Genomic DNA, 23,951 nt, shown 5'->3' on the forward strand with positions numbered 1-23,951 from the left:
TCAGGGGCCACGTTGCAGATCGAAATTGAAAACGCCAGGAGAAACTCATGCAAGCACTAGGTGTACATAAACTCTACATTGACGGCGGCTACGTGGACGCCAGCACTGGCGCCACCTTCGAAGCCATCAACCCGGCAACGGGGGAGGTGATTGCCCTGGTTCAACGCGCCGGCGCAGCGGACGTTGAGCGTGCGGTCGAAAGCGCTCAACGTGGGCAGAAAGTCTGGGCCGCGATGACCGCCATGGAGCGTTCCCGGGTGCTGCGCCGCGCTGTTGAAATCCTGCGCGAGCGCAACGACGAGCTGGCCATGCTGGAAACACAGGACACCGGCAAGGCCTATTCCGAGACACGTCATGTCGATATTGTCACCGGTGCTGATGTGCTCGAGTACTACGCGGGCCTGGCCGTGGCCATCGAGGGTGAGCAGATCCCGCTGCGCGACACTTCGTTCGTTTACACCCGCCGCGAGCCGTTGGGCGTCACGGCCGGCATCGGAGCCTGGAACTACCCGATTCAGATCGCCCTGTGGAAGTCCGCCCCGGCGCTGGCAGCTGGCAACGCCATGATCTTCAAGCCAAGCGAGGTGACATCGCTGACCACGCTGAAGCTCGCCGAGATATTCACCGAGGCCGGGTTGCCTGCCGGTGTGTTCAACGTGCTCACCGGCAGTGGGCGGGAAATCGGCACTGCACTCACCGAACACCCGGGCATCGAGAAAATTTCATTCACCGGCGGTACCAGCACCGGCAAGAAAGTCATGGCCAGTGCATCGGCGTCCACCCTCAAGGAAGTGACCATGGAGCTGGGCGGCAAGTCGCCGCTGATCATCTTCAGCGATGCAGACCTCGACAAGGCGGCTGACGTGGCGATGATGGCCAACTTCTACAGTTCGGGTCAGGTCTGCACCAACGGCACGCGGGTCTTTGTGCCCGTGTCGTTGAAGGCCGCATTCGAGGCCAGGATAGCCGAGCGTGTCGCGCGTATCCGTGTCGGCGATCCGGCTGATGAAAACACCAACTTTGGCCCACTGGTGAGCTTCCAGCACATGGAAAGCGTGCTGGGGCATATCGAGCAAGGCAAGGCCGAGGGTGCCCGCTTGCTGTGCGGCGGTAGCCGCCTGGAGGAGGGCGCATTGGCTAAAGGCGCATACGTGGCGCCTACCGTGTTCACCGATTGCCACGACGACATGGCCATTGTGCGCGAGGAAATCTTCGGCCCTGTGATGAGCATTCTGGGTTACGAGACCGAAGAGGAAGTGATCCGTCGTGCCAACGATACCGAGTACGGCCTTGCCGCCGGTGTCGTCACCGAAAACCTGGCAAGGGCGCACCGCGTGATTCACCAGCTCGAAGCCGGTATCTGCTGGATCAATGCATGGGGCGAGTCGCCTGCGCAGATGCCAGTAGGGGGCTATAAACAGTCGGGGGTCGGCCGTGAAAACGGCATCGCTTCGCTAGCCCAGTACACGCGCATCAAGTCCGTACAGGTCGAACTGGGTGACTATAGTTCGGTGTTCTAGCATTTCGGGGGCAGGGTCTGCATACCCTCGTCAGGTTCCGCAGGCCCTTGTCGCCCGGTGAAGTGCACGGCTATCAAGCGCGCTTCATACTACGCCGGTACATGTTTTCTGAGTTCGTCGGCAAAGAACGCTGCTGCGGGATTGCATTCGCCAGGATGCTGGCGCAGTTCGATAGTGACATTCCCCAGTGCTGGCAGCCCATTACTGGGGCCATGCAGAATCTGCCAGGTCGGTTTGGTCAGCGGGGCCGAAGTCGCCGCAATCGCCAAGCCACTGTCCACCGCCAGCTGCACGCCGGCCACCCCTGTGCATTCGAAAGCGATGTCGTAATCCAGCTGGCAGCCACTGAGCGCTGACAGGATTTGCCTTCGATAGCCGCAGCCATGGGGATAGAGTGCCAAGGGAATCGGAGCGTTTCTGTCGACCTTGAAACCCGCTGCGCTGACCCATTGCAGCTGATCGCAGCGCAATATCTCACCATGGCCATCGGCAACACGTTGCGTCACCAGTGCCAGGTCGAGCTCGCCATCTTCAAGGGCAGTGAACAGGTTATGGCTGATGTCATTGCGAATCTTGAGGTTGACCTTTGGATACCGTTGAGTGAACTCCTTGAGTACCGCAGGCAGGAAGGCCCCCGCGTAATCGTCGGGAATGCCAAACCTGATACTGCCGCAGACATCGCCTTTGACGAAGAAATCCAGCGCCTCTTCACTGAGGGCGAGCATTTTACGCGCGTACTGCAACATGCTTTCGCCGTGGCTCGTGAGCACGGCGACCTGATGCCCGCGCTCGATGAGCCGGTGGCCGACCAGGTCCTCAAGCTTTTTCAGCTGGATGCTGACCGCCCCTTGGGTCTTGTTCAGGCGTTGTGAAGCAACCGAAATGTTCTTGCATTCCGCGATGACTTTAAAGCTGTACAGCAACGCAAGGTCTAAATGGCGCACGACATTTTCCTCTTGGCAGGGAGGGTCGAAAATTGACGTCCCGATTGCCCTTGGCCGCATTAGGCGAGCTTGGTTTGATGTTGTCAAATGCCATGCCGTCCTTGGCATGGCGATTCGCGACGTTCGCGGCGGGTTTTAATTTTTTTAATGACGGACTTATTCTTTATTCGATATCCGGCATGACCAGCGTCCGATAAATTGATTTGCCACCCGGCTTGAACGACCACCGCGTCAAGCGGCGACGCCCCCTTTTCTGGAAGCCTTTACCACGTTCAGGAGCGTCAGTGCTTCACCCTGTGCAACGGCTGGGTTGAACTTTACAAAACCAATAAACCAGCCACTGCTTGATCATCAAATCTGCCAGAAACAAGACTATAAGAATGGAGATGTCCGATGAGTACAATAAAACATGGTTTCAGCAAAGCCCGTTTGCTACTGGCCGGCCTCGCGTTGGCCGCAACCACTACCCTCAGCCATGCAGATGAAACAAAACCTGTCGTGGTGGGTTGGGTGAACTGGGCGGACGCCGAAATCACCACGAAACTTGCCAAACTCGCCTTGGAAGACCAGCTGAAACAACCTGTGAAACTGGTTATGGCGGATATTGGTATTCAGTTCCAGGCGCTCTCGGTCGGTAAAGTCGACATGATCCCCATGGCCTGGCTGACCTATAGCCACAAGCCGTTCTGGGAGAAGTACAAAGACCGCCTCGAAGACCTTGGCGTGCTGTACGAAGGACGGCTGGGCCTGGCGGTGCCTACCAGTATTCCCGAGCGTGAGGTCGCCAGTATCGAAGACCTCAAGAAACCGGAGGTCAAGGCCAGGCTGGAGGGTAAAATTCTCACCTCCGAAGTAGGTAATGGCCAATACAAAACCGCCACCCGGGCGATTGAGGCCTACAAACTGGACGGCTACAAACTCGTTGCGTCTTCCGAGACCGGCATGCTTAACGAGTTCGACCGCAACCTCAAGCGTGACAAATGGTCGTTATTGAATGCCTGGAGCCCGCACTGGATGTTTTCCACCTGGTCACTGCGCTATCTGGATGACCCCAAGGAAGTGTTCGGCAAAGCCGAACAGATCCATGCGGTTGGCCGCAAGGGCTTTACCCAGGACTTCCCCAAAGTTGCCAGCTTCTTTGCGCACTACAGCATTCCGGTGAAAGACCTGGAAACCATGATGAAACAGGCGCGGGACACTTCGGCCGATGAAGTGGTCGCGCAGTACTATGCCGCGCACAAAGACACCATCGCTGCCATGTTCAAGGAAGACGCTGCGCGCACTGCCAAGCAACCCTGAACTTAAGCTAGATCCTGCAAGGGCCGTGATTTGCTGAGTGGCCCCTTTCAATTGTCCAACCGGCGGTGCCCAGTGGGCGGACGGTGGTTGTTCGGGCTTGTTTACTGTCGGCCCGATATCGTTTCAGGGAATTCAGATGAAGAGTAATGACACTTCGATTGAAGATGTGGCACTCAGTCGTTTCCATCAGTTATTGACCGTACGTTCTGTCGGAGGATCATTTGTCGATGGCTATGTGCTGAGTATTGTCGGCGTGGTCATGCTGCAAATGTCCTCTACCTTGCAACTCGACAGTTTCTGGGAAGGGATGATCGCCGCATCGGCATTGATCGGTATTTTCTTTGGCGGCTTTATCGGAGGTTGGCTGACCAACATCATTGGCAGAAAGCGGATTTTCTTCGTTGGGCCGGTCATTTTCATTGCCGCGTCTCTCTGCCATTTATGGACCGACTCGATCGTGGCGGTGTTTGTGCTGCGGCTGCTGATCGGTGTGGCCGTGGGGATCGAATACCCGGTTGCCACTTCGCTGCTGGTGGAGTTTCTGCCCAGGAGATACCGGGGGCCCAGGCTCGCGGCACTGGCGTTGCTGTGGTTCGTAGGTGCCGCGTTCGCCTATGTAGTAGGTGAGGTGGTGCTGCGCAGTGGCCGGCCTGATGCCTGGCAGCTGGCGCTGGCCAGTGGTGCCGTACTAGGCATGTTATTGCTGGTTGTCAGGCTCGGCACCCCCGAGTCACCGCGTTGGTTGCTGGGCAAGGGGCGGGGTGGTGAGGCGGACGCGGTGATCAAGCGCATCTACGGTCAACACTTTTCCATCGCCAACCTGCCAGAACAGCCGAGTGATCAGAAGCTGCCGCTAAGCAGCCTGCTGCGCTCGGGCTACGGCAGGCGCATGTTCTTCGTCGTGGTGTTCTGGACTTGTTCGATCATCCCGGTCTTTGCGGTGTATGCCTTCGCCCCGAAAGTGCTGGCGGCGCTGCACCTCACGGGTGACTACGGCTCGATAGGCTCGATTGTCATCACGCTGTTCTTCGTGCTGGGCTGCCTGTTGGCAACCCGCCTGATCAATGTAATCGGTCGGCGCAAGATGCTGATCTACAGCTTCCTGTTGTCAGGCTTGGCGTTGCTGGGGCTGGGTTCCTCTGACGCCGGTCACGGCAATATGATTCTGCTGTTCTTCTCGCTGTATGCCTTGTTTATCGGTGGTGCCCAGGTGCTGACCCTGGTGTACCCGAACGAGATATTCCCGACGCAAATGCGTTCTGTCGCGGTGGGCATCGGCACGTCGTTCTCACGCATCGGAGCTGCTGCGGGCACCTATCTGGTGCCGGTTTCGCTCAGCAGTATCGGAGTGGCCAACACAATGTATGCCGCTGCGATGATTACACTGATCGGCCTTGTGGTGTCCTGGATGTACGCCCCTGAAACCAATTCCATGAGCCTGAATGAGGCTTCGGCGCTCGGCTGAGTGCCCCTCGGACATCGGGGACAGGGCCCGGCGCTGGATGCCGAGCGATGTGGCCGGGCAGTCAGCCCGGCTCCATCGCAGTGTTTTTCCTCCAGCCTGGCAAGCTCACAACGCTTTGCCGACACTTACGGTGGCCAGATTTATGGAACCTCCCGGCAGTAAAACCTGCCCACACTGGTAACTGACATGATCAATCATCGTCACCACAAGGAGGGGTTTCATGCCCAATTCAGCAGGCAAGATCCGCTATGGCGTAGTAGCCGGCGGCTCGATTTCCCAGGGCGCGTTCATGCCTGGTATCGGCCAGACCGACAATTCGGTGATGACCGCGCTGGTCACGGGCGACCCGCAGAAGGCGACGGCACTGGCCGATCGGTACGGGCTCAAGGCCTATGCTTACGAAGATTACGCGAAGCTGCTCGGCTCGGGCGAAGTGGATGCGGTGTACGTTGCCACGCCGAACTTTCGCCACCGCGAGTTCGTGATCCCGGCGCTGGAGGCAGGCATCCATGTGCTAGTGGAAAAACCCATGGCCACCAACGAAACCGACTGCCAAGCGATGATCGAGGCTTCCCGGCGAACAGGCGCCAGGCTGATGATCGCCTACCGCCTGCACTCCGAACCCGGCACTCTGGACATGATCGAGCGGGTGCATGCCGGCAATTTTGGCGAGCCGCGGCTATTCACCTCGACCTTCACCCAGCGGGTCAAGCCCGGCAACCACCGGGCGCAGAATGGCTTCGGCGCAGGGCCGGTGGCAGACATGGGGCCGTACCCGCTGAACATGGTTCGCCAGCTGTTCAATGCCGAGCCTGTCGAGGTAGCGGCAGTGGGCGTGCACTCGCCGGGCAGCAGCATCGACACCTGGGACACGGTCACCGTGAGCCTGCGCTTCCCCGATGAGCGTCTGGCCCAGTTCACCGTCAGCTATACCCTGCCAGATACCGAGCGCTTCCAGCTGCTCGGGAGCAAGGGCGAGATCGAAGCCTCTCCCTGCTTCGGTTACGGGGAAGGTGTGGCGATCAGTTACCGGGCGACCATTGACGGCGAAACCCGCGTGCACGTGAACCCGGTGGTCGATCAGTTCGCCGGAGAAACGGCTTACTTTTCCGATTGCATACTGCGCAACGAGGCACCGGAGCCTGATGGCGAGGAGGGCTGGCGCGATGTACGGGTCATAGTGGCGATCCAGCGCGCGTTGGAAACCGGCCAACCGCAGCGCCTTGAGCCACTGGCGGCAAGGCCTTTCGCCCGGCGCCGCGAGCAGCGCAGGGCATTCCCGCTGGCGGCAGTGCCGCCGATGGTCAACACCGAGTCGCCCACCCGGTAACGCCTGGTCCAGCGCGCCCGAATGGGCGCGCTGGCTCGTATCAGGCGGCGCGCTGCTCGCCCTTGAGCAGTTTCTTCTGGGCTTCCATAGCCCTGCCCATGTCTTCAAGTTCCTGCTTGCCCAGCAGCTTGCGAGCAGTGGGGAACAGCTCGCTTTCTTCTTCCTCGATATGGTGCTCCAGCAACTCCTTCATCACCTTGACCCTACCGGCGAACTCCACGGTGCCGGTCTCGGTATGCAGCAGGTCGGGAATGACCAGCGAGTCCACCGTGCGGTGCTCTTCCTTGGCCTCGTAGTACATCTTCGCTTCTTCCTTGCCGCCAGCCTGCTTGATCGCGGGGTACAGGATTTGTTCTTCCAGCGCCGTATGGATGCTCACCTCCTGCTTGATGCGTTCGAGCAGTTCGGCGCGTTTCTTCACGGCGCGCTCGGTGGTCGACGACAGTTCTTCGAGCAGTTTCTTCACCAGTTGATGGTCCTGGAGCAGCAGTTCGATTGCGTTCATGGGACACCTCTTCAGGGCTGGGAAAATCACGGTTGCTCTGGGTGGAGTAGGCGACAAGCGCAAGGGTTCAATGCAGCTGATGTGTGTTCTGCCGCGATGATGTGGGCGTTGAGAGTAAAGGTGTCCTACCGCTAACCTGAGGCTTGACTGACTGGCATTAGGCTTTTCTGGGCCAGGTCGCCGGGCAGCAGGAGGCATTGTCGGCCTGCAGCTTCGACCCAGCGCGCAGTCTCCTGCGCGTCTTCATGTTCATTGAGGTGGGCGATGGCAACGTCAGCCCCCTCGCGGGCTTAGGCAATGGCGACCGCGCGCCCGATACCACTGTCAGCACCGGTGATCAACGCAATCTTGCCTTCCAGCCGGTTGTGGCCGGTATACGACTGTTCACCACAGTCTGGATAGGGCTCCATCTTGCGTTGTGAACCGGGGCTGAAAAAGGGCTCAACCGGCCAGCGCCTTGATCAATTGCTCGTTGAAGGCCGGAATATCGTCCGGTTTGCGGCTGGTTATCAGGTTGCCATCCACCACCACCTCTTCATCAACCCAGTTACCGCCCGCGTTACGAATATCGTCCTGCAACGTCTTGTAGCTGGTCATCCGCTTGCCCTGGGCCAGACCGGTGGACACCAGCAGCCAGGCACCGTGGCAGATAACCGCCAATGGTTTGCTTGCCGAGTTGTGGCTTTTCACCAGCTTCTGAGCGCCGGGTATCAGCCGGATGGTGTCGGAATTCTGCACGCCGCCTGGCAGCACAATGGCGTCATAAAGATCCAGGTGGGCACTGTCGAACGTCGCATCCACGGCAAATTCGTCGGCGGGCTTGTCGTGGTTCCAGCCGCGTACCGCCCCTTCCTTGTCACTCAGGATGTCGACCACGGCGCCATTTTTCTCCAAAGCTTCACGCGGGCCGGTCAGCTCGATCTGTTCAAAACCATCGGTGACCAGGAAGGCCACACGCTTGCCGCTCAATTGTGCACTCATCGTTGAATCTCCGTTTTCGATAGACATGAAAGGGGAGGCCAGTGTCAGGCGCAAAGTTCAAAAGATGACGCTTCAGTGGCGCCTGCGTTGCGCATGGGTGATTACAAACCCGGCGAGGAACCCGATCACAGCCGCGCTCAGCAAAAGCGGTATCCTGTCTTTACGGGTTAACACGAGGCCGCCCAAGGTCTCGGGATTACGGTTGAATCCTGTAGCCGGTTGATCCTCTGCATTGATGTTGTCGGCCACGGCACTCACTTCCATTCTGTACAGCTTCAATGCCGTGCCATCCACCAAGGTCAGCGTCAGGTCTTCGATGTCGCCTGCCGCGCGACCCGGGAAAATCGGTTCGCCAGTAGCATCAAGGTTGTCGTATATGAAGCGCTTGCCCACCAGCCAGCCAACGGCAGTGAGTAGCTCGGGGCCGAGGAAGTATTTTCCATCAAGGAAGAAGCCTGGAAACTGGTGAGCGCGTTCGACGTTCTGTACCGAGTAACGCTCACCGGCTTTCATGCCTGTTGTGGGATCAATCATGAGCACGACCTCCATTAGCTGGTATAGCGATGGAGGTTGGATAAATCAGACCTGTTCCGAACGCCTGACCAGTGGGCAGCCTTATTCTTTGAGCTCCAGGAAGCCTTCTCGTCTGAGCAGTTCCACATTCGTTGGCTTAACCACTGCCTGAACCCTTCCCGTGCCGCGATGGTCATCTAAGCGACACAGGCACGATTTGGTCTAGGTGGGACCCTGCGGGATCCGGTCCAGACAATAATAAGGGTCAACGCATGAAGGGAATGGATACTGCTACAGCCAGGCGCAAAGGCATCAAGCTGCGCGCCACGGTGATTTATCGCAAGGACGGAGAAGTCCTGTTCGTGCGCAAACGCAACGCCAAATGGAACCTGCCAGGTGGGCGTGTCGAGCGAGACGAGACACCGCTACAGGCGGCGATGCGCGAGATGGTTGAAAAAACCGGGCTGGCGTTCGATGAGCTGCGCTACCTCACGATGTACCGCGAGGATAAGGTCATCCACTATCTATTCGAAGCCCGCAAAACCGATGACAAGCCTCGCCCTCGGAGTGAAATCGCCGCCTGCCGCTGGATCAAGGCCAGAGATGTCCCGAAGCGCCGCGTGCGTCGCCCGATCAAGAGCATCCTGACGTAGAACCGCAGCTATAAGGGGCTGGACTGGGCATCGGTGTCTGGCGTCCAGCGACCACTTTCTGGTCGTGGGCGCCTATCCCCAAGGGCAGGAAGATTACGACATCCAGCGACCAGAAGTTGCCGCTCACCAGCAGGCGTTGGCACGTATCGCCCGAGTGCCACACCCTGATGAGACTCTGGCAGTGATCAGGAACTGATGGACGCGTTCCAGGTTTTCAACGCAAAACCATTCGCTTGGCGTCATGCCTCTCGCTTGATCAATCAGGGTGCAAGCTCCTGTGAGGCTCATGCGTTGTCAGGGCCCATCGCCCCGGATGCCGCCCCTGGAACAAGGATCACCTTGCGGCACTTGTCCTCTTTTTGAGCGAACATCTTGTAACCCATCGCTGCCTCCTCCAACGCAAGGCGGTGGGTCACGATCAGCTCGGGCTGCAGGCGCCCGGCTTCGATATGTTCGAGTAGCTCGGGCAGGTACTTCTGCACATGGGTTTGACCCATCTTGAAGGTCAGGCCTTTGTCGAAGGCATCACCGAACATGAAACCGTGCATGAACCCCGCGTAGACGCCGGGCACGCTGACTACGCCGCCACGTCGCACCGCCGCGATGCTCTGGCGCAGGGCCTTGCCGTTGCTGCCTTCCAGTTTCAAGGCCGTCATCACGGTTTCTGTAGTGCTGCCTTTGGCTTCGAACCCGACCGCATCGATGACCGCGTCTACGCCACGCATACCCGGTGTATGGCGAATGATACTGTCGGCAGGATCATCATCCTTTTCAAAGTTGATCGGGATCACGCCGTAGGCTTGCTGGGCGTAGGCCAGCCGGTAGTCGTTGTCATCGACCATGAAGATGGTGTGAGCGCCCAGCATCCTCGCGCAGGCGGCACTCAGCAGGCCCACTGGCCCCGCGCCGTAGATCGCTACCGATGAACCTTGGCCGATCTGGGCATTGGTGACCGCTTGCCAAGCGGTAGGTAGGATGTCGGAAAGGAACAGCACTTTGTCGTCGGCGAGGGTCGTAGGCACTTTGAACGGCCCGACATTGCCTTTGGGTACCCTCACGTAATCAGCTTGGCCTCCAGGGATGCCGCCATACAGATGGCTGTACCCAAACAAGGCAGCGCCTGGTGGGATGCGCTTTTTGTTCAGGGTCGATCCCCGACCGGTATTGGTCGTTTCGCAGGCAGCGAACAGATCGTGCTGGCAGAAGAAGCAGCTGCCACAAGCAATCACAAACGGGATCACGACGCGGTCGCCAACCTGCAGGTTTGTTACATCTCTGCCGACGTCTTCGACGATGCCCATGAACTCGTGGCCGAAGATGTCGCCGGGTTCTGTTTCCGGGATCTTGCCGCGATACAGATGAAGGTCCGAACCGCAGATGGCGGTCGCAGTGACCCGGAGAATGATGTCGTCTGCGTCTTGGAGAATGGGGTCAGGGACAGTGTCGACCCTGACATCATTGGCGCCGTGGTAGGTCAGTGCTCTCATGGTCTTGCTCCTGCATCACAAAAACGTGGGGGTATGCAAAGGAAGGCTTCTGGGCAGGCAAAGTTTAGACCAGGCGGTCAAGTGGTGGTGTGATGCAGGCTGTGCTGTGGTTTCTTTGCGGCGAAATACAAGAGGCTTGCCAGCACTAGCCCCGCGATCCAGCTGACATCCGCACCCATAAGCCTGGCGAAATAGCCTTCGAAGAATGAGAGCTTCATAAACGGTACGGTGCCAATTATCGATACGCCGTAAACGATCATGGTCCTGCGGTTCCATCTGCCATAGCAGCCTTGTGCATCGTAGAGATCGCCAATGCTGTAGCTACCGCGCTGGATCAGGTAGTAGTCCACCAGATTGATCGCGCTCCAGGGGATCAGCAGGTACAGCTGGCCAATCAGAATGTCGGCAAAGAACGTGTCGAAGTGATACTGCGTGTGCATGGCAATGGCGCAGGCCAGCACGGATATGCCCCCCATCAGCAGCGTCTTGATGCCGTGTCGCACATGCGAAAGCCTGGCGAAGCCGCTGAAAATGGTCGTGGTGGACATGTAGGCGCTGTAGAGGCACAACACGTTGTACTGGATTACGCCCAATGAAACCACGATAAGCGCGGCTTTGGCCCACGGCCCGAACAGGCTTGCAATGGCAGTCCCGGGGTCGACATCCAGCGCCGATGGTACGACCGCGGCCAGTAAAGCCCCCAACGCCATCATGCCCAGTGAGCCGAGCGCGCAGCCGAAATAAGTGCTCCAGAAGGTATGCCGGGTATCGACGTCAGCCGGCAGATAGCGGGAATAATCCGCTACGTAGGGACCGTAACCCAGTGTCCACGACGCGGCCTGGGCGATCACCAGATTGAAAATCGGCATCGAGAAACCGCCTGCATCACTCTGGAACACCCCGGTTGTGCTCGCCCGAGCAAGAATCAGCACCAATGCAGTACCGAACACCACGGATGACAGCAAACTCATCCATGCGCCCATGCGGTGTATCAGCTCGTACCCCACGACACCGATCAGGAACGTCATGATGCCGACCACCAGGATCGCCTGGTCGTCACTGATCGAAAGCAGTGCCTTCAACGGATCGCGCAACAACACGCCACTGGCAGCCATGAACAGCACTGCGGCCGTGACCATTACCAGTAGCGGGATGGCCGCGCCGAACACGCCGAACTGGGCGCGGCTCTGGATCATTTGCGGCACCCCCAGATGGGGGCCCTGGGCGGAGTGGGCGGCCATGAAAATGGTGCCTAGCATGCAGCCCAGTACCAGGCCGGCGAGCGTCCAGACCAGGCTCAGCCCTGACGCGACGCCCAATGTACCTACCATCAATGCGGTAACTTGCAGGTTCGAACTGAACCACACGGAAAACAGCCGCCGGGGCCTGCCGTACCGCTCGCTGTGCGGTACGAACTCGATACTGCGCTTTTCGATCTTCATTTTATTATCCTTTAACCAGGCGACGAGGCCCGCGGCATGTAGGCGCTTTTTCATCGCGCCACCTGCGCCTTCACTGTCTCAAGGCCAGGCTGGCCATCCCATGTCGTCACGCCCGCGAGCCAGCCATCAAGCACCTGAGGGTTCTGCTTCAACCAGGCGCGTGCCGCAGCCTCTGGCTCCATCTTGTCATAGAGGATGGAGCCCATGATGTGGTTCTCCATATCCAGGGTGAAGCTCAAGTTCTTCAGCAGTTGCCCGACGTTCGGGCACTCGTCTGAATAACCTTTGCGGGTACTGGTATAGACGGTGGCATCGCCGAAGTCAGGGCCGAAATACTTGTCACCCCCGGTCAGGAACTTCATCTTGAAGCGCGTGTTCATCGGGTGTGGCTCCCACCCGAGGTACACGATCGCCTGATCACGCCGCTTCGCCCGCTCGACCTGGGCAAGCATGCCCGACTCACTCGACGCGACCACAGAGAACCCGGCATCTCCGAGACCGAAGGCGTTCTCGCTGATCGCCTTGAGCACTGCGTTGTTGCCGCCATCACCAGGCTCAAGGCCGTAAATTTTGCCGCCCAGCTCATCCTTGAACCTGGCGAGGTCGGCGAAGTCTTTCAGCCCTCTGTCCCAGAGCGTCTGTGGTACTGCCAGGGTGTACTTTGCATGTTGCAGGTTGACCCGCACGATATCGATGGTATTGGCATCGCGATGCGGTTTGAGATCTGGCTCCATGGTGGGCAACCACGTACCTAGAAAAACGTCCATGTTCTTGCCATCAGACAAGGCCTTGAATGTGAGGGGGACACCCACGAGCGTCGACTTGGTTTGATAGCCAAGGCTTTTCAACAATGTTGTGGCGATGGCTGTTGTGGTCTGGATGTCAGTCCAGCCCGGATCGGACATTCTCACCAAGCGGCACTGGGAAGGTTCCGCTGCGTACGTGTCAGCACAAAGAACCAGGGCGGAGCAGAGCATGGCGCGCAATGCATGTTTCATGACGCAAATCCTCTCTGTAGCAGCTACGGGAAGCGGCAGTTTTTTGTTATTCAGAGGCAACGCGGTCTTGTTGTTTTAGGGGTAGGGTTACGGATGGCTCAACGACGAATTCCAATCACGCGCCCGCAATAACCGGGACGCGGCAGCGAACGATGAGCTTGGAAAATCGCGCTGATCTTCGCTTCGACAGACGTTGCGAATTTCGCCGCACGCCCAGCCTCACGGGCAATGTTCATGAGCATTTGTTCACTGACAGCCAAAAGCTCCCCGTCCTGGGGGCGATACAGGTGATGGACAATGTGCAGCCGCTTGCTGTCATGGTCGATCACCTGGGTAAAGACCTGGATGTCCTCGCCCAACCGGGTTTCGCTCAGGTAATTGATGTGGGCTTCCAGCGTGTACAACGTATGGCCATGGACTGCCCGGCCCTGCGCGTCGAGACCAATGTGGTCCATCAGTGCATCGGTGGCGTGGCTGAAAAGCAGGAAGTAGAAGGCATCGCGCAGGTGCCCGTTGTAATCGATCCAGTCTTCAACGATGGTGGCCTGGTGAATCAGCAGCAGGTTGTTCACGAATATGTCCTTCCAGAAGTCGTGGGTGGGTTTCAGAGGTCGAGAACGAGGCTTTCTGAAAGGGACCGGGAAACGCAGATCATCATCACGTCGTTGTTCTTGCGTTCGGCTGCTGTCAGCACACTGTCGCGATGGTCGGGGATACCGTCCAGGACGCAAATTTCGCACGAGGCGCATGTCCCCTCCCGGCAAGAGCTTTCAACGCGAAGGCCGTTCGCCTCGAGCACCTGAAGAATGCTTTTGTCCGCTGGCACTTCAAACGCCTTGCCGGTCTTGGCCAGCTGGACAGTGAAAGGTTTATCCACTGCCTGGTTTTTCGGTGCCTTGGGCGTAAACCACTCGAAATGCACCTGCTCATCGGGGAAGTGGCTCGCGGCTGCTTCGACGGCAAGCATCAGCGGGGTAGGGCCGCAGGTATAGAAATGGACATTGGGCGATTGCCGGCTGACGGCTGCCGCAATATCGAACAAGCCACCTGCCTCATCATCGGCATGCAAGGTGACCCGATCGCCAAAGCCACGCAGTTCCTCCATGAAGGCTGCTCGCTGGCGGCTGCGTACCAGGTAGAACAGGTGCCAGGGGCGCTGATTGGCTTCGCACCACTGGATCATCGACCACACCGGTGTAATGCCGATACCACCGGCGAAGAACACGAACCCGGGCGCGTCCTCTTCCAGAGCGAAGTGATTGCGTGGCGGGCTGATTTTCAGCGTGTCACCCACACGCAGTGCCTGGTGTACATGGCGTGACCCGCCACGGCTGGTCGCAGACAAGCCAACACCCACGCAGTAGCGGTGGTTTTCGCGCGCATCGTTGCACAGCGAGTACTGGCGCACCATATCGCCAGGCAAGTGCAGTTCTATATGGGCGCCAGGTTTGAAGGGCGGCAGCGCCTCACCCGAAGGCGAGCGCAGCTCGATGACCATGACACCTTTGGCTTCGGCTATCAGGTCGGTTATTTGTAGGGTCAAAACTTCATCAGGCATGGCACACCTCACGCAACGGCAGACCGGTCCGGGACGGGGAGGCGTCCCGGGCCCACACTCAACGGCGCCGCAGCGGTGCGGTTGCCTTCAACATGTGCGTAATCAATTCATCCCGATTGGTCGCCAGCGATGCCCAGCTGTTGGCACCGGCTTGCTGGTTAACACCCTCCACCAGCAGGCTGGCTGTATCTGCATCGAGGCGCGGATCACCCAGGTCATCCCACCAACCGTTGAAGCTATCGGTGTATTTGTGGCAGAAGGAACTCAGGCCTTCCGACCCGCCGCCCAAGTGGAACAGCATGGTTGGGCCCATCGCCGCCCAGCGCAGGCCCGGGCCTGCCCATACCGCCTTATCGACGTCTTCCACGCTGGCGACGCCGCTCTTGACCAGGTGAATGGCTTCTCGCCACAGCGCGGCCTGAAGGCGGTTGGCGACATGCCCCTTCACTTCACGGTTGACTCGGATGGTCACCTTTCCAACCAGGTCATAGAAACGTTCAGCCTGCTCGACCACACCCGCAGCAGTCTTTTCGTTGCCCATGACCTCTACCAGCGGGATCAAGTGCGGTGGGTTGAAGGGGTGGCCGAGAATGAAGTGCGACGGGTTCTTCCAGCCCGCTTGCATCTCACCCAGGCGCAGGCCCGAGGCGGACGAAGCTACGATGGCGCCTGGCTTGAGGGCCGCTTCCAGCCTGGCGAACAGCTCGTGCTTGATGGCAATGCGTTCCGGCACGCTTTCCTGCACGAAGTCAGCGTGCTGCACGGCGCTCGCCACATCGGCATGGAAGCTCAGCTGGCCCGGCTTGGTGCTTACCAAACCTAACTCGCGCAGCGTCGGCCAGGCATTGTCGATGTAGCTACGGACATCGGCTTCCATGGTCGGCGACGGGTCGAACACCGCAACGTTGCGCCCCGATGCCAGGAACAGCGCAGCCCAGCTGGCACCGATAACACCAGCACCAATTACCGCGACATTTTGGAACTCACTCATTGGAAGAACCTCGGTTGTAAGGGGGAAGCACTGGCCAGGCCGCCATCAACGACAACGCACTGGCCGGTAATGAAACGCGCCGCGTCGGATCAGCCATGTGCCAGCATGACGTGACGCACACTGGTGTAAGCGTCGAGCGCGAACACCGACATGTCGCAACCGTGGCCTGAGCCCTTCATGGCGGCCCAAGGCATTTCTGGCGTGGCAACGCCATGGGTGTTGACCCAGGTGAACCCGTAACGGAGCCGGCTGCTGGCTTCCATGGCTCGACCGCTGTCGCGCGTCCAGATCGACGAGGCCAGGCCGTAGCGCGTGGTGTTGGCAATTGCCACCGGGTCTTGGTCCGGGGTGAATCGCGATACCGAAATCACCGGGCCGAACAGCTCTTGCGCTGCGATTTCAGTGTGGTGGTCTACATCGGCAACGACGGTGGGGCGGTAGAAGAAGCCACCTCCTGGCTCCAGTGTGCCGCCGGTCACGATCTCGGCGTAGGCGCGAGCGCGGTCGACGAACCCCGCCACCCGTTGCCGGTGCACTTCAGTCACCAGCGGGCCCATTTCTGTTTCGCTGGCCCTCGGCGCGCCCACCTTGATCGATGCAGCCGCTTCAGCCAGGGCACTGACTACGCGGTCGTAGAGCTTGCTGGCGACCAGCACCCTGCAAGGCTGCGCGCAATCCTGCCCGGCATTGAAGAAAGCAGTGGCGCGCAGCGTTGCGACCAGTTTTTCAACGTCGGCATCCTCGTAAACGATGACCGGCGCCTTGCCGCCCAGCTCCACATGAACTTGGCGCATCTGCAGGGCAGCTGCGCGCATGGCGGCGCTGCCGGTTGCCGGCGACCCGGTGATACTCACCGCTTCGATGCCGTCAGCATTGATCAGCCGGGCGCCGGTCGAAGTACCAACCCCGTGCACGATGTTGATCACTCCCTTGGGCACTACGCCGGCCAACAGCTCAGCCAGTTTCAGGGTGGACAGCGGTGTGACCTCCGAAGGCTTGAGCACCACGCTGCAACCTGCAGCTAGCGGCGCCGCCAGCTTCCAGGCAGCCATCATCAGCGGATAATTCCACGGGGCAATGGCTGCGACGGGGCCGATCGGGTCGCGACGAATCAGGCTTGTATGCCCGGGTACATATTCACCTGCCGCCACACCCGACAGGGTGCGGGCAGCTCCGGCGAAGAACCGGAAGGTGTCGAGGGTCAACGGCATTTCGTCGTCGAGTGCCGATGGCCATGGTTTGCCGACGTTATGGCTCTCCAGAGAGGCCAGCGCTTCAGCGTTTTGCTCGATAACCCCGGCAATGTCCAGCAGCAGGGCAGCACGCTGCGCGGGGGTAGTCTTTGAATAGGTCTCGAACGCTGCTTGTGCGCTGCGCACAGCGCTGTCCAGCTGCGCATCATCAGCCTGGCCAACGCTGACGATTTCCTCGCCTGTGGCCGGGTCGATGACAGCCAGGGGTACAGCGGCGCCTTCAACCAGCTCGCCGTCGATCAACATTTTGGTCTGCATGGCGTATCCCCCATCACGCATCACAAGGTGATCTTGTCGCGGCCTTTTAGCCCCAGGCGCACCCGCGCTTCTTCAGGAGTCGCCACCTTCAAGCCGAGGTTTTCGACGATCGAGCGAATCTTCAGCACCTGTTCGGCGTTGCTTTTTGCTTTCTCGCCAGCACCGATGAACAGGCTGTCTTCAAGGCCGACCCGCACGTTGCCGCCGAGCATCGCCGCTTGGGTCGCAAACGACATCTGGTGCTTGCCGGCGGCCAGCACCGACCACTCGTAGTCCTTGCCGAACAGCTTCTGCGCCACGGTATGCATGTGCATCAGGTTGTCCAGGTCGGCACCGACGCCACCGAGCACGCCGAAGACGATCTGGATCAGGAACGGGGGTTTGACCCAGCCCTGGTCGATCACCCAGGCCAGGTTGTACAGGTGGCCGAGGTCATAACATTCGAATTCGAAACGGGTGCCGTGCCCTTCGCCCAGCTCTTTGACGATGTATTCGATGTCTGCGAACGTGTTGCGGAAGATGAAGTCGCGGGTGCTGTCGAGGAAGGCCGGCTCCCAGTCATGCTTCCAGTTGCTGTACTTGGCCTTCATCGGGAAGATGCCGAAGTTCATCGAGCCGACGTTCAGCGAGGCCATTTCCGGGCTGACCGCCAGTGCGGCACGCAGGCGTTCCTCACGGGTCATGCCCAGGCCGCCGCCGGTAGACACGTTAAGCACCGCATCGCTTTGGCGGTGGATCTGCCCCATGAAGTCCTGGAACAGTTCCGGGCGTGGGTCCGGCTTGCCGGTTTCGGGGTTACGAGCATGCAGGTGGATGATCGAGGCGCCGGCGTTGGCGGCCTCGATGGAGGAATCGGCGATTTCCTGCGGGGTGATGGGCAGGTATTCCGACATGGTCGGGGTGTGTACGCCACCAGTGGTGGCGCAGGTGATGATCACGGATTTTGGCATGACGAGGCTCACAGTTTCATGTGTTGTACTTGGGCGGTAAGGCCGAGACCGGGCTCCGGCTGCTTATGGCTTGACGCTGCGTGCGTAGGCGTCGAGTACCAGGCCGTGGAAATGGTGCAAAGCATGTTCGGACTTGCCTGAGCCATTAGGGTCGGTGACGATCCGGCCCTGATCGAAGGCTGGGGTCTGCATGCCACGCTGGACGTTCTCCACCAGCGATATGTCTTCGACCTGCAGCACTTCGTCGAGGTAGCGAATGGCTTCTTTTTCCATGTCGTCCGGCTCGGGCGTTTCCAGGAAAAAGTCGTAGGTTTCCAGGGTTCGGTCAGGGCCCACCGGCACGATGTTGAGTACGATCATCGAGCTGCGGCCGGGGTAGCGCATCAGGCAAGTGGTGGGCCACAGCCACCAGACCGCATGGGTGCGCACGCTGGCTTTGGAGGTGTCGTACGCCGAGTTCTGGCCGTTACCGGCTTCGGCCATATGGCTTGAATAAATACCGTGGGTCTTGACCTTGTAGGTGTCCATGTCGACCAGGGTGCAGAAGTCCTTGTGCGCGGTCGGGCAGTGGTAGCACTCCAGGAAGTTGTCGACCACGTTCTTCCAGTTCGACTTGATCTCGTAGGTCAGCCGGTGGCCGAACGTGAGCTTCTCCACATCCGGTGCCCAGTGCAGGATTTCCTTGGCCAGCTCCCCTGACTGTTCGCGCAGCGGTGCGGCGGCCGGGTCGAGGTTGACGTAGACAAAACCGCAAAATTCTTCGACCTGCACCGGGCTCAGGTGGATCTGGTCCTTGTCGAAGTCCTTCAGGCCGCCAACGTGTGGGGCTGCAACCAGGTTGCCGTTGAGCCCGTAGCACCAGGAGTGGTAAGGGCAGGCAATGCGCCGGGTTTTGCCCTCGCCTTGAAGGACCGGATGGGCGCGGTGCTTGCACACGTTGTAGAAGGCGCGCAGCACACCCTCCTGGTCGCGGACCACGGCGATCGGCTGGCCGGCGATGTCCACGGTGGTGTAGCTGCCAGGCTCACGCACCTTCTCTACATGGCACACCCACTGCCAGCTTTTGCCGATGATTGCCTGCTGATCGAGGCGGAACCATTCCGGCTGGACATAGGCGTCAGCGCGCAGCGACTGGGACACCAGCGGGTCGGGATCGTAACCCTGCTTGATCGATTCGAATTGGCGGGGATGCAGCAACTCAGACATATCAACGGCCCTTTTATTATCACGAGCGTGGGGATGTGCTCGTTCTGTGGCGTTGATAGTGGTCTGGTTGAAATACGGAAAATTTTCATATTTCGCCGATTTATGTGTTTATTCCGTCGGCGTCGTTTTTAGATATGTGATGACAATGCACGACAACAATCACCGGTCCGTGGCCACCTGGTGCATCGGCCAAGCCCGGTAATTGAAGGGCACACGGCCATCCTGACGGTCCTGGCGCGGCGTCAGGCCGAAGCGTTCGCGATAGACTTTGCAGAAGTGCGATTGATTCGGAAAACCCGAGGCCACGCCAACCTTGGTCAGGGCCATGCTGGTCTGCGTCACCAATCCACGGGCGCGATCCAGACGGATATCGCGGTAGTACAGCGCTGGTGTTTTATGGGTTATGTCACGAAACAGGCGGTCGAGCTGGCGCTGTGAAATGCCCACCCGTTCACTGATTGCAGGGATGCTGATCACCTCTTCCAGGTGCGTTTCCATCAGCTTGATCGCCTGCATGATCGCCGGGGGTATGGTATGCCCCAACGGCTGGTGGTCTTGCGGATTCTGCTGGGTGCTGCCGGGTCGAAATTGTGGGTGGAACACGTAACGCGCAGCCTCGTTGGCGACCGTCTCGCCATGCATGTTGCGGATCAGTTGCAACGCGGTATCGGTCGCCGCTGCGCCGCCACAACACGTGAAACGATTGTCATCGAAGACGTACAGGTCCTCGACGATGGTCACGTCCGGGTACAGCTCTATCAGCGCATCTATGTGTTCGTAATGGCCGGTTGCGCGCCGCCCGTTCAGCAAGCCTGCTTCTGCCAGCAAGAACGTGCCCGTGTCGATTGCACCCAACATGCAACCTTTGCCTGCCCAGGTCCTCAGCAGGCTCTGCAACCGCGCGTCATGGAATTTTTCGGGCGTCCAGCTGCACGAGAGCACCACAAGGTCCCAGTGCGCGTTGCGGACGTTGGCCAACGACTGGGTGAACAAGTCCATGCCATTCGACGCCCGAATCCCTCCGCCCTCGAGCGAGGCGAACTCCCAGTGATAATGAGCCTCTCCACTGAGGTAATCGGCTGCCCGAAACGGGTCGACAAAGGCAGAGGTGGCGGCCGCATTGAAATAGGGGAACACAATGACTAGGAACCTGAACACGCTCATCTCCAAACGTCTGGTCGTCCTCAATGATAGGGCAGGACGAGCCGGACAGCTTGTCTGAGGGCGGTGACCAGCTGCTCAACTGAGCCACTTCGATTCCATCGCCCTCAGCGCGGTGCGCTGACGTCCGTTTGTCCACTGGCGAGCAACGCGCCCCGGACAAAACCCTCGGCAAGTCGTCGCTCGACGAAATCCCGTATATAGGCTGCCCCCGCATCACGGCCGCGTGGCACTGCGACTGCTTGGCGGATAGCGGTGAAGGCTCCCTGCATTACCCGATAATTCGCATTCCTGGCTGCGACCTGCTCCAGCGGTTGCCTAACGCCGGCGGCAGCATCCAGGTGTTGATCAATGAAGAGGTCGACAGCGCCTGCAGACGTGTCAGCCCTGTGCAGCTCGGCATGTTGCAATGTGCGCGACAGGTACAGGTCGTAAGCAGCGCCGTTGCCTACTGCAAGTCGAAGTCCAGGTTGATCCAGATCTTCAACTTCAGAGTAGGGGGCATCGGCTTTGACCAGGTAGGTCCCCTCGATCAGAACGTAGGGTTCGCTGAAGCTGATCTGGGCAGCGCGGACGGGCTCGATAGCCAGGAAGGCCAGCGTCCACGCATTCTCTTCAAGTGCAGCGAAGACTTTTCCGGCTGCATCGTACGTGCGCAGTTCGAGCCCCACGCCCAGCTCATCGGCCAGCGACTTGGCCAAAGCTACTGAAACGCCATGCGGCTCTCCGTCAGCGCCTGGTTGAGCCAGCACCGGGTTACCGAAGTTGATCGCGGCACGCAGAGTGCCATTGGGCGCCAGGTCGCTTAGAACCTGCTGGGCAATAGGGTTCATCTCTTCTCCAGTTTCAGAAAATTGGCAATGTGTAGGACACGATCAGGCGGTTTTCATCCGCGCCACGTGCAAAGCTTGATCGATAGCTCGCGTTACGCCAACGGACCGATACATTCTTCAGGGCGCCGGATTGCACCACATATTGCAGTTCGGTGTTTCGCTCCCATTCATGGCCCTCGCCAGTGGTGGTCGCTGCGTCAGCTTGGTCGCCTCTCACATAGCGGGTCATGAAGGTCAGGCCTGGAATGCCAAGCGCCGCGAAGTTGTAGTCGTAGCGCAGCTGCCAAGAGCGTTCGCCGGGTTCGGCGAAGTCGTTGAGCTGGACAAAGTTGACCAGGTAAGGATCGGTTCCGTCCAGATACGGCATGGAGGTGGAACCGTTCATCTTTTGCAGGCCGAGGCCAAGCGCATGTCCTCCCAGGCTGTAGGTGAAGATGCCAGAAATTGCTCTGCTATCGATACGTCCGCCCAAAGCTCGACCGTCATCGTCGCTATCCATGTAACGAAGATCAGCTTTGATCTTCCCGGGGCCCACTGGAATCGAATAGTTCGCCCCCATGAAGTGCTGGTGGTAGACCTGTTCCAGCTCTGCGTACTGATAGGTCAGCAGCAGGTCTTTTGTGAGCTGGTAATCCAACCCGCCCAGCCAGAAGGCGTCACCTTCGGCATTGCCTGTGAAACGACGGTTTTTGTTGTTTAGTGTGATCGGTACTCGGTCTGTCGAGTCGCGATCGGCCTGGCGCTCGAAGCGGGCACCGATGAAGGACAACGAATCAAATTCTTCGCTGGTGAGCAGGCCACCCTCAAAGGTCTGGGGGAGGAGGCGGCCAGTGTTGGCTTGAACAGTGGGCAGCTTGGGGATCAGCGTGCCGTATTTAAGCTCTGTCTCGGACAGGCGCATCTTGCCAGTCAGGCCCAAGCGGCTGAACTCGTCAGCTGCGCGACCATCATCATGAGTCGGCAGCAGGCCGGTGCCGGTCCGACTGGGACTTGAGTTCAGCTTCAGGCCGAGCATGCCCAGAGCATCGAAGCCAAAACCGACTGGGCCAGGTGTGTATCCGGACTTCGCATCGAGAATGAAACCGTGGGCCCATTCTTCGCGCTTTGACTGGCCGGCGCCGTCACGGAAATCGCGGTTGATGTAGACGTTCGTCGTTTGCAAGGTGACCTTGCTGTCGTCGATAAAGCCATCCCCATAGGCCGTAGCTGCGGCCAGGCAAGGAGTTACGGCAAGAAGCTTGCAACCCATTTTGTTTTTGTTATGCATTTGCTGCTCCATCAATTGGAACGTGGGGTGTAGGCGTGCCTCCCGGCACGCCAGGATCAGGATAAAAGACGTTCAGACGGTGCGGAAAATCATGCAGACCGGGCTGCCAGTCTCGATCTGATGTTCCAGCAATGCCAATTCGCCTTTCGGGCTGATGGAGAAGGTCTTGATGTTGTCGCTGTCTTCGTTGGCGACGAACAGGAAGCGCCCGTTGGGGGAGGTCGTCATGAAGCGGGGCTTCTTGCCTTGACCAGGTACGTTGCCGATCGGGTTGATCTTGCCGGTAGGCTGATCCACCGAATAAATGGTCACGCTGTCATGCCCTCGATTGGAGGAGAACAGATGTACTCCATCCGGTGCCATGACCAGTGCAGCTGCACGGCTGTCTCCTACAAAGTCCTGAGGGAGGGCTGGAACCATCTGGAATGGAACCAGGGAGCCGTCGTTCTGGTTGTAGCGGTAGCTGGTGATCGTGCTGTCCAGTTCGTTCACAACGTAAGCAAATGACCCGGTCGGAGAGAACACCACATGTCGAGGTCCGGCCCCCTCGCGTGTCTTGATTTCATGAGCCAGTTCAGGCTCCAGTGCGGTCCCGTTCTGCTTCAAATCGAACACAAAGACTTTATCCAGTCCTTTGTCCGGGACCACCAGGAAGCGGCCCGATGGATCGCGTGGGATCATGTGCGGGTGGGAGCTCGCCTGCTCGATCTTGTGCGGGCCAGGGTTGCCCGGAAGGTCGTATTTGCTGATGACGGGTTGCAGGTGGCCGGTCTTATCGAATGGCAGAATGACAATGCTGCCGGTGGCGTAGTTGGCCACAGCGAGGAATTTGTTGCTCTTGTCCACGGTGAGGTGAACGGGGTTGTTCCCTTCGCAACTAACCGAGCTCATCTTGGTGAGCGTTCCGCTGCCTGGCTCAATTTGAAATGAGCTGACAGTAGACTGGTCGCCATGCACGCAGAACAGCAGGCTCTGGGTTTGGTCAAGGCACAGGAAGGATGGATTGGTCAAATCGCCGACGGTTTGAACCTGTTCGGAGCGACCTGTCTGCGGGTCATGTCGATAAACCGTGATGCCGGCGCCGCGGGCGTTTCGCTCGCGAGTGGTTCTGGAGCCCACATAGACCATTTGGGTTTTGTTCGAGTTGGCAGGCTGCATAGCGTTCTTCTCAGGTCCTGATTTGGCATCTGCCGCTCCCGCACCGAGGCCCAGAATGGTTGCCGCAGCGACGATGGAAGTAGAAGAGAGCAGCGTGCGCCGGGTAATGGCGGGTGGAAACGGTGATGGGCACATAGCAAAATCTCATCGTTGTTTTTGTTGTGATGAGTACCGCCGAC

At 59.1% G+C, this 23,951-nt stretch carries 21 protein-coding genes and 3 pseudogenes; 5 read left to right on the forward strand and 19 right to left on the reverse strand.

Annotated elements, in window-relative coordinates; all coding sequences use genetic code 11:
* The first annotated feature begins 47 nt into the window (after nucleotides 1-47).
* The gene (betB, locus tag ACQKPZ_RS16245; RefSeq protein WP_427539896.1) at nucleotides 48-1,520 is read left to right on the forward strand and encodes a betaine-aldehyde dehydrogenase; all 1,473 of its coding nucleotides are present in this window, start codon (nucleotides 48-50) and stop codon (nucleotides 1,518-1,520) included.
* Between the two features lie 89 nt (nucleotides 1,521-1,609).
* Here betB and ACQKPZ_RS16250 read toward each other — a convergent pair whose 3' ends face one another.
* Entirely contained in the window at nucleotides 1,610-2,551 is a 942-nt protein-coding gene (locus ACQKPZ_RS16250; RefSeq protein ID WP_427539899.1) for a LysR substrate-binding domain-containing protein, read from the reverse strand.
* A 345-nt stretch (nucleotides 2,552-2,896) separates the two neighbouring features.
* Nucleotides 2,897-2,980, reverse strand: a pseudogene (locus tag ACQKPZ_RS16255) (hypothetical protein); the annotation flags it as partial.
* Between ACQKPZ_RS16255 and ACQKPZ_RS16260 the strand changes: the two are divergent.
* From ACQKPZ_RS16260 to ACQKPZ_RS16270, 3 genes are all read left to right on the forward strand, one after another.
* On the forward strand, nucleotides 2,966-3,763 hold the full coding sequence (locus ACQKPZ_RS16260) for a glycine betaine ABC transporter substrate-binding protein (RefSeq protein WP_427539902.1): 798 nt from the start codon (nucleotides 2,966-2,968) through the stop codon (nucleotides 3,761-3,763). The pseudogene ACQKPZ_RS16255 and the gene ACQKPZ_RS16260 overlap by 15 nt on opposite strands.
* Nucleotides 3,764-3,899: 136 nt before the next feature.
* Complete coding sequence (locus ACQKPZ_RS16265; protein WP_427540020.1) at nucleotides 3,900-5,228, forward strand: MFS transporter; 1,329 nt, start codon at nucleotides 3,900-3,902, stop codon at nucleotides 5,226-5,228.
* A gap of 220 nt (nucleotides 5,229-5,448) precedes the next feature.
* The gene (locus ACQKPZ_RS16270; RefSeq protein WP_427539905.1) at nucleotides 5,449-6,558 is read left to right on the forward strand and encodes a Gfo/Idh/MocA family protein; all 1,110 of its coding nucleotides are present in this window, start codon (nucleotides 5,449-5,451) and stop codon (nucleotides 6,556-6,558) included.
* 40 nt (nucleotides 6,559-6,598) lie between these two features.
* Here ACQKPZ_RS16270 and ACQKPZ_RS16275 read toward each other — a convergent pair whose 3' ends face one another.
* The 4 genes and pseudogenes from ACQKPZ_RS16275 to ACQKPZ_RS16290 form a co-directional block, all read right to left on the reverse strand.
* Nucleotides 6,599-7,063, reverse strand: a complete 465-nt coding sequence (locus ACQKPZ_RS16275) for a hemerythrin domain-containing protein (RefSeq protein ID WP_427539908.1) — start codon at nucleotides 7,061-7,063, stop codon at nucleotides 6,599-6,601.
* Nucleotides 7,064-7,227: 164 nt separating this feature from the next.
* Nucleotides 7,228-7,473 (reverse strand): annotated as a pseudogene (locus ACQKPZ_RS16280) (SDR family NAD(P)-dependent oxidoreductase); the annotation flags it as partial.
* 31 nt (nucleotides 7,474-7,504) lie between these two features.
* Entirely contained in the window at nucleotides 7,505-8,044 is a 540-nt protein-coding gene (locus tag ACQKPZ_RS16285) for a type 1 glutamine amidotransferase domain-containing protein (RefSeq protein WP_427539911.1), read from the reverse strand.
* A 237-nt stretch (nucleotides 8,045-8,281) separates the two neighbouring features.
* Nucleotides 8,282-8,578 (reverse strand): annotated as a pseudogene (locus ACQKPZ_RS16290) (SDR family oxidoreductase); the annotation flags it as partial.
* A gap of 251 nt (nucleotides 8,579-8,829) precedes the next feature.
* Here ACQKPZ_RS16290 and ACQKPZ_RS16295 point away from each other — a divergent pair.
* Nucleotides 8,830-9,210, forward strand: coding sequence for an NUDIX domain-containing protein (locus ACQKPZ_RS16295; RefSeq protein ID WP_427539914.1), 381 nt, complete (start codon nucleotides 8,830-8,832; stop codon nucleotides 9,208-9,210).
* Nucleotides 9,211-9,494: 284 nt separating this feature from the next.
* On the opposite strand, the gene ACQKPZ_RS16300 is transcribed toward ACQKPZ_RS16295, so the two are convergent.
* The 13 genes from ACQKPZ_RS16300 to ACQKPZ_RS16360 all read right to left on the reverse strand — a co-directional run bounded on the left by ACQKPZ_RS16300 (nucleotide 9,495) and on the right by ACQKPZ_RS16360 (nucleotide 23,907).
* Complete coding sequence (locus ACQKPZ_RS16300; protein WP_427539917.1) at nucleotides 9,495-10,697, reverse strand: zinc-dependent alcohol dehydrogenase; 1,203 nt, start codon at nucleotides 10,695-10,697, stop codon at nucleotides 9,495-9,497.
* Nucleotides 10,698-10,774: 77 nt separating this feature from the next.
* Nucleotides 10,775-12,139, reverse strand: a complete 1,365-nt coding sequence (locus ACQKPZ_RS16305; protein ID WP_427539920.1) for a purine-cytosine permease family protein — start codon at nucleotides 12,137-12,139, stop codon at nucleotides 10,775-10,777.
* 50 nt (nucleotides 12,140-12,189) lie between these two features.
* A complete protein-coding gene (gene choX / locus ACQKPZ_RS16310; RefSeq protein WP_427539923.1) occupies nucleotides 12,190-13,137 on the reverse strand; it encodes a choline ABC transporter substrate-binding protein in 948 nt (315 codons plus the stop codon).
* A gap of 98 nt (nucleotides 13,138-13,235) precedes the next feature.
* Entirely contained in the window at nucleotides 13,236-13,709 is a 474-nt protein-coding gene (locus ACQKPZ_RS16315; RefSeq protein ID WP_427539926.1) for a thioesterase family protein, read from the reverse strand.
* Between the two features lie 32 nt (nucleotides 13,710-13,741).
* Nucleotides 13,742-14,695 (reverse strand): PDR/VanB family oxidoreductase, encoded by a 954-nt coding sequence (locus ACQKPZ_RS16320; RefSeq protein WP_427539928.1) that lies wholly within the window; start codon nucleotides 14,693-14,695, stop codon nucleotides 13,742-13,744.
* Between the two features lie 58 nt (nucleotides 14,696-14,753).
* Nucleotides 14,754-15,686 (reverse strand): 3-hydroxyacyl-CoA dehydrogenase NAD-binding domain-containing protein, encoded by a 933-nt coding sequence (locus ACQKPZ_RS16325; RefSeq protein WP_427539931.1) that lies wholly within the window; start codon nucleotides 15,684-15,686, stop codon nucleotides 14,754-14,756.
* An 89-nt stretch (nucleotides 15,687-15,775) separates the two neighbouring features.
* Complete coding sequence (locus tag ACQKPZ_RS16330; protein WP_427539934.1) at nucleotides 15,776-17,197, reverse strand: aminobutyraldehyde dehydrogenase; 1,422 nt, start codon at nucleotides 17,195-17,197, stop codon at nucleotides 15,776-15,778.
* Between the two features lie 20 nt (nucleotides 17,198-17,217).
* The gene (locus ACQKPZ_RS16335; protein ID WP_391134196.1) at nucleotides 17,218-18,147 is read right to left on the reverse strand and encodes a 3-keto-5-aminohexanoate cleavage protein; all 930 of its coding nucleotides are present in this window, start codon (nucleotides 18,145-18,147) and stop codon (nucleotides 17,218-17,220) included.
* Between the two features lie 63 nt (nucleotides 18,148-18,210).
* On the reverse strand, nucleotides 18,211-19,353 hold the full coding sequence (locus ACQKPZ_RS16340; protein ID WP_427539936.1) for an aromatic ring-hydroxylating oxygenase subunit alpha: 1,143 nt from the start codon (nucleotides 19,351-19,353) through the stop codon (nucleotides 18,211-18,213).
* 159 nt (nucleotides 19,354-19,512) lie between these two features.
* Complete coding sequence (locus tag ACQKPZ_RS16345; protein ID WP_427539939.1) at nucleotides 19,513-20,517, reverse strand: GlxA family transcriptional regulator; 1,005 nt, start codon at nucleotides 20,515-20,517, stop codon at nucleotides 19,513-19,515.
* 104 nt (nucleotides 20,518-20,621) lie between these two features.
* On the reverse strand, nucleotides 20,622-21,347 hold the full coding sequence (locus tag ACQKPZ_RS16350) for a transporter substrate-binding domain-containing protein (protein ID WP_427539942.1): 726 nt from the start codon (nucleotides 21,345-21,347) through the stop codon (nucleotides 20,622-20,624).
* 13 nt (nucleotides 21,348-21,360) lie between these two features.
* A complete protein-coding gene (locus ACQKPZ_RS16355; RefSeq protein WP_427540023.1) occupies nucleotides 21,361-22,596 on the reverse strand; it encodes an OprD family porin in 1,236 nt (411 codons plus the stop codon).
* A 90-nt stretch (nucleotides 22,597-22,686) separates the two neighbouring features.
* Entirely contained in the window at nucleotides 22,687-23,907 is a 1,221-nt protein-coding gene (locus ACQKPZ_RS16360; protein ID WP_427539945.1) for a lactonase family protein, read from the reverse strand.
* Nucleotides 23,908-23,951: the final 44 nt, after the last annotated feature.

Origin of the sequence: Pseudomonas sp. NPDC089547, assembly GCF_050280665.1 — a bacterium.
In the GTDB taxonomy this organism is placed as follows: Bacteria; Pseudomonadota; Gammaproteobacteria; order Pseudomonadales; family Pseudomonadaceae; genus Aquipseudomonas.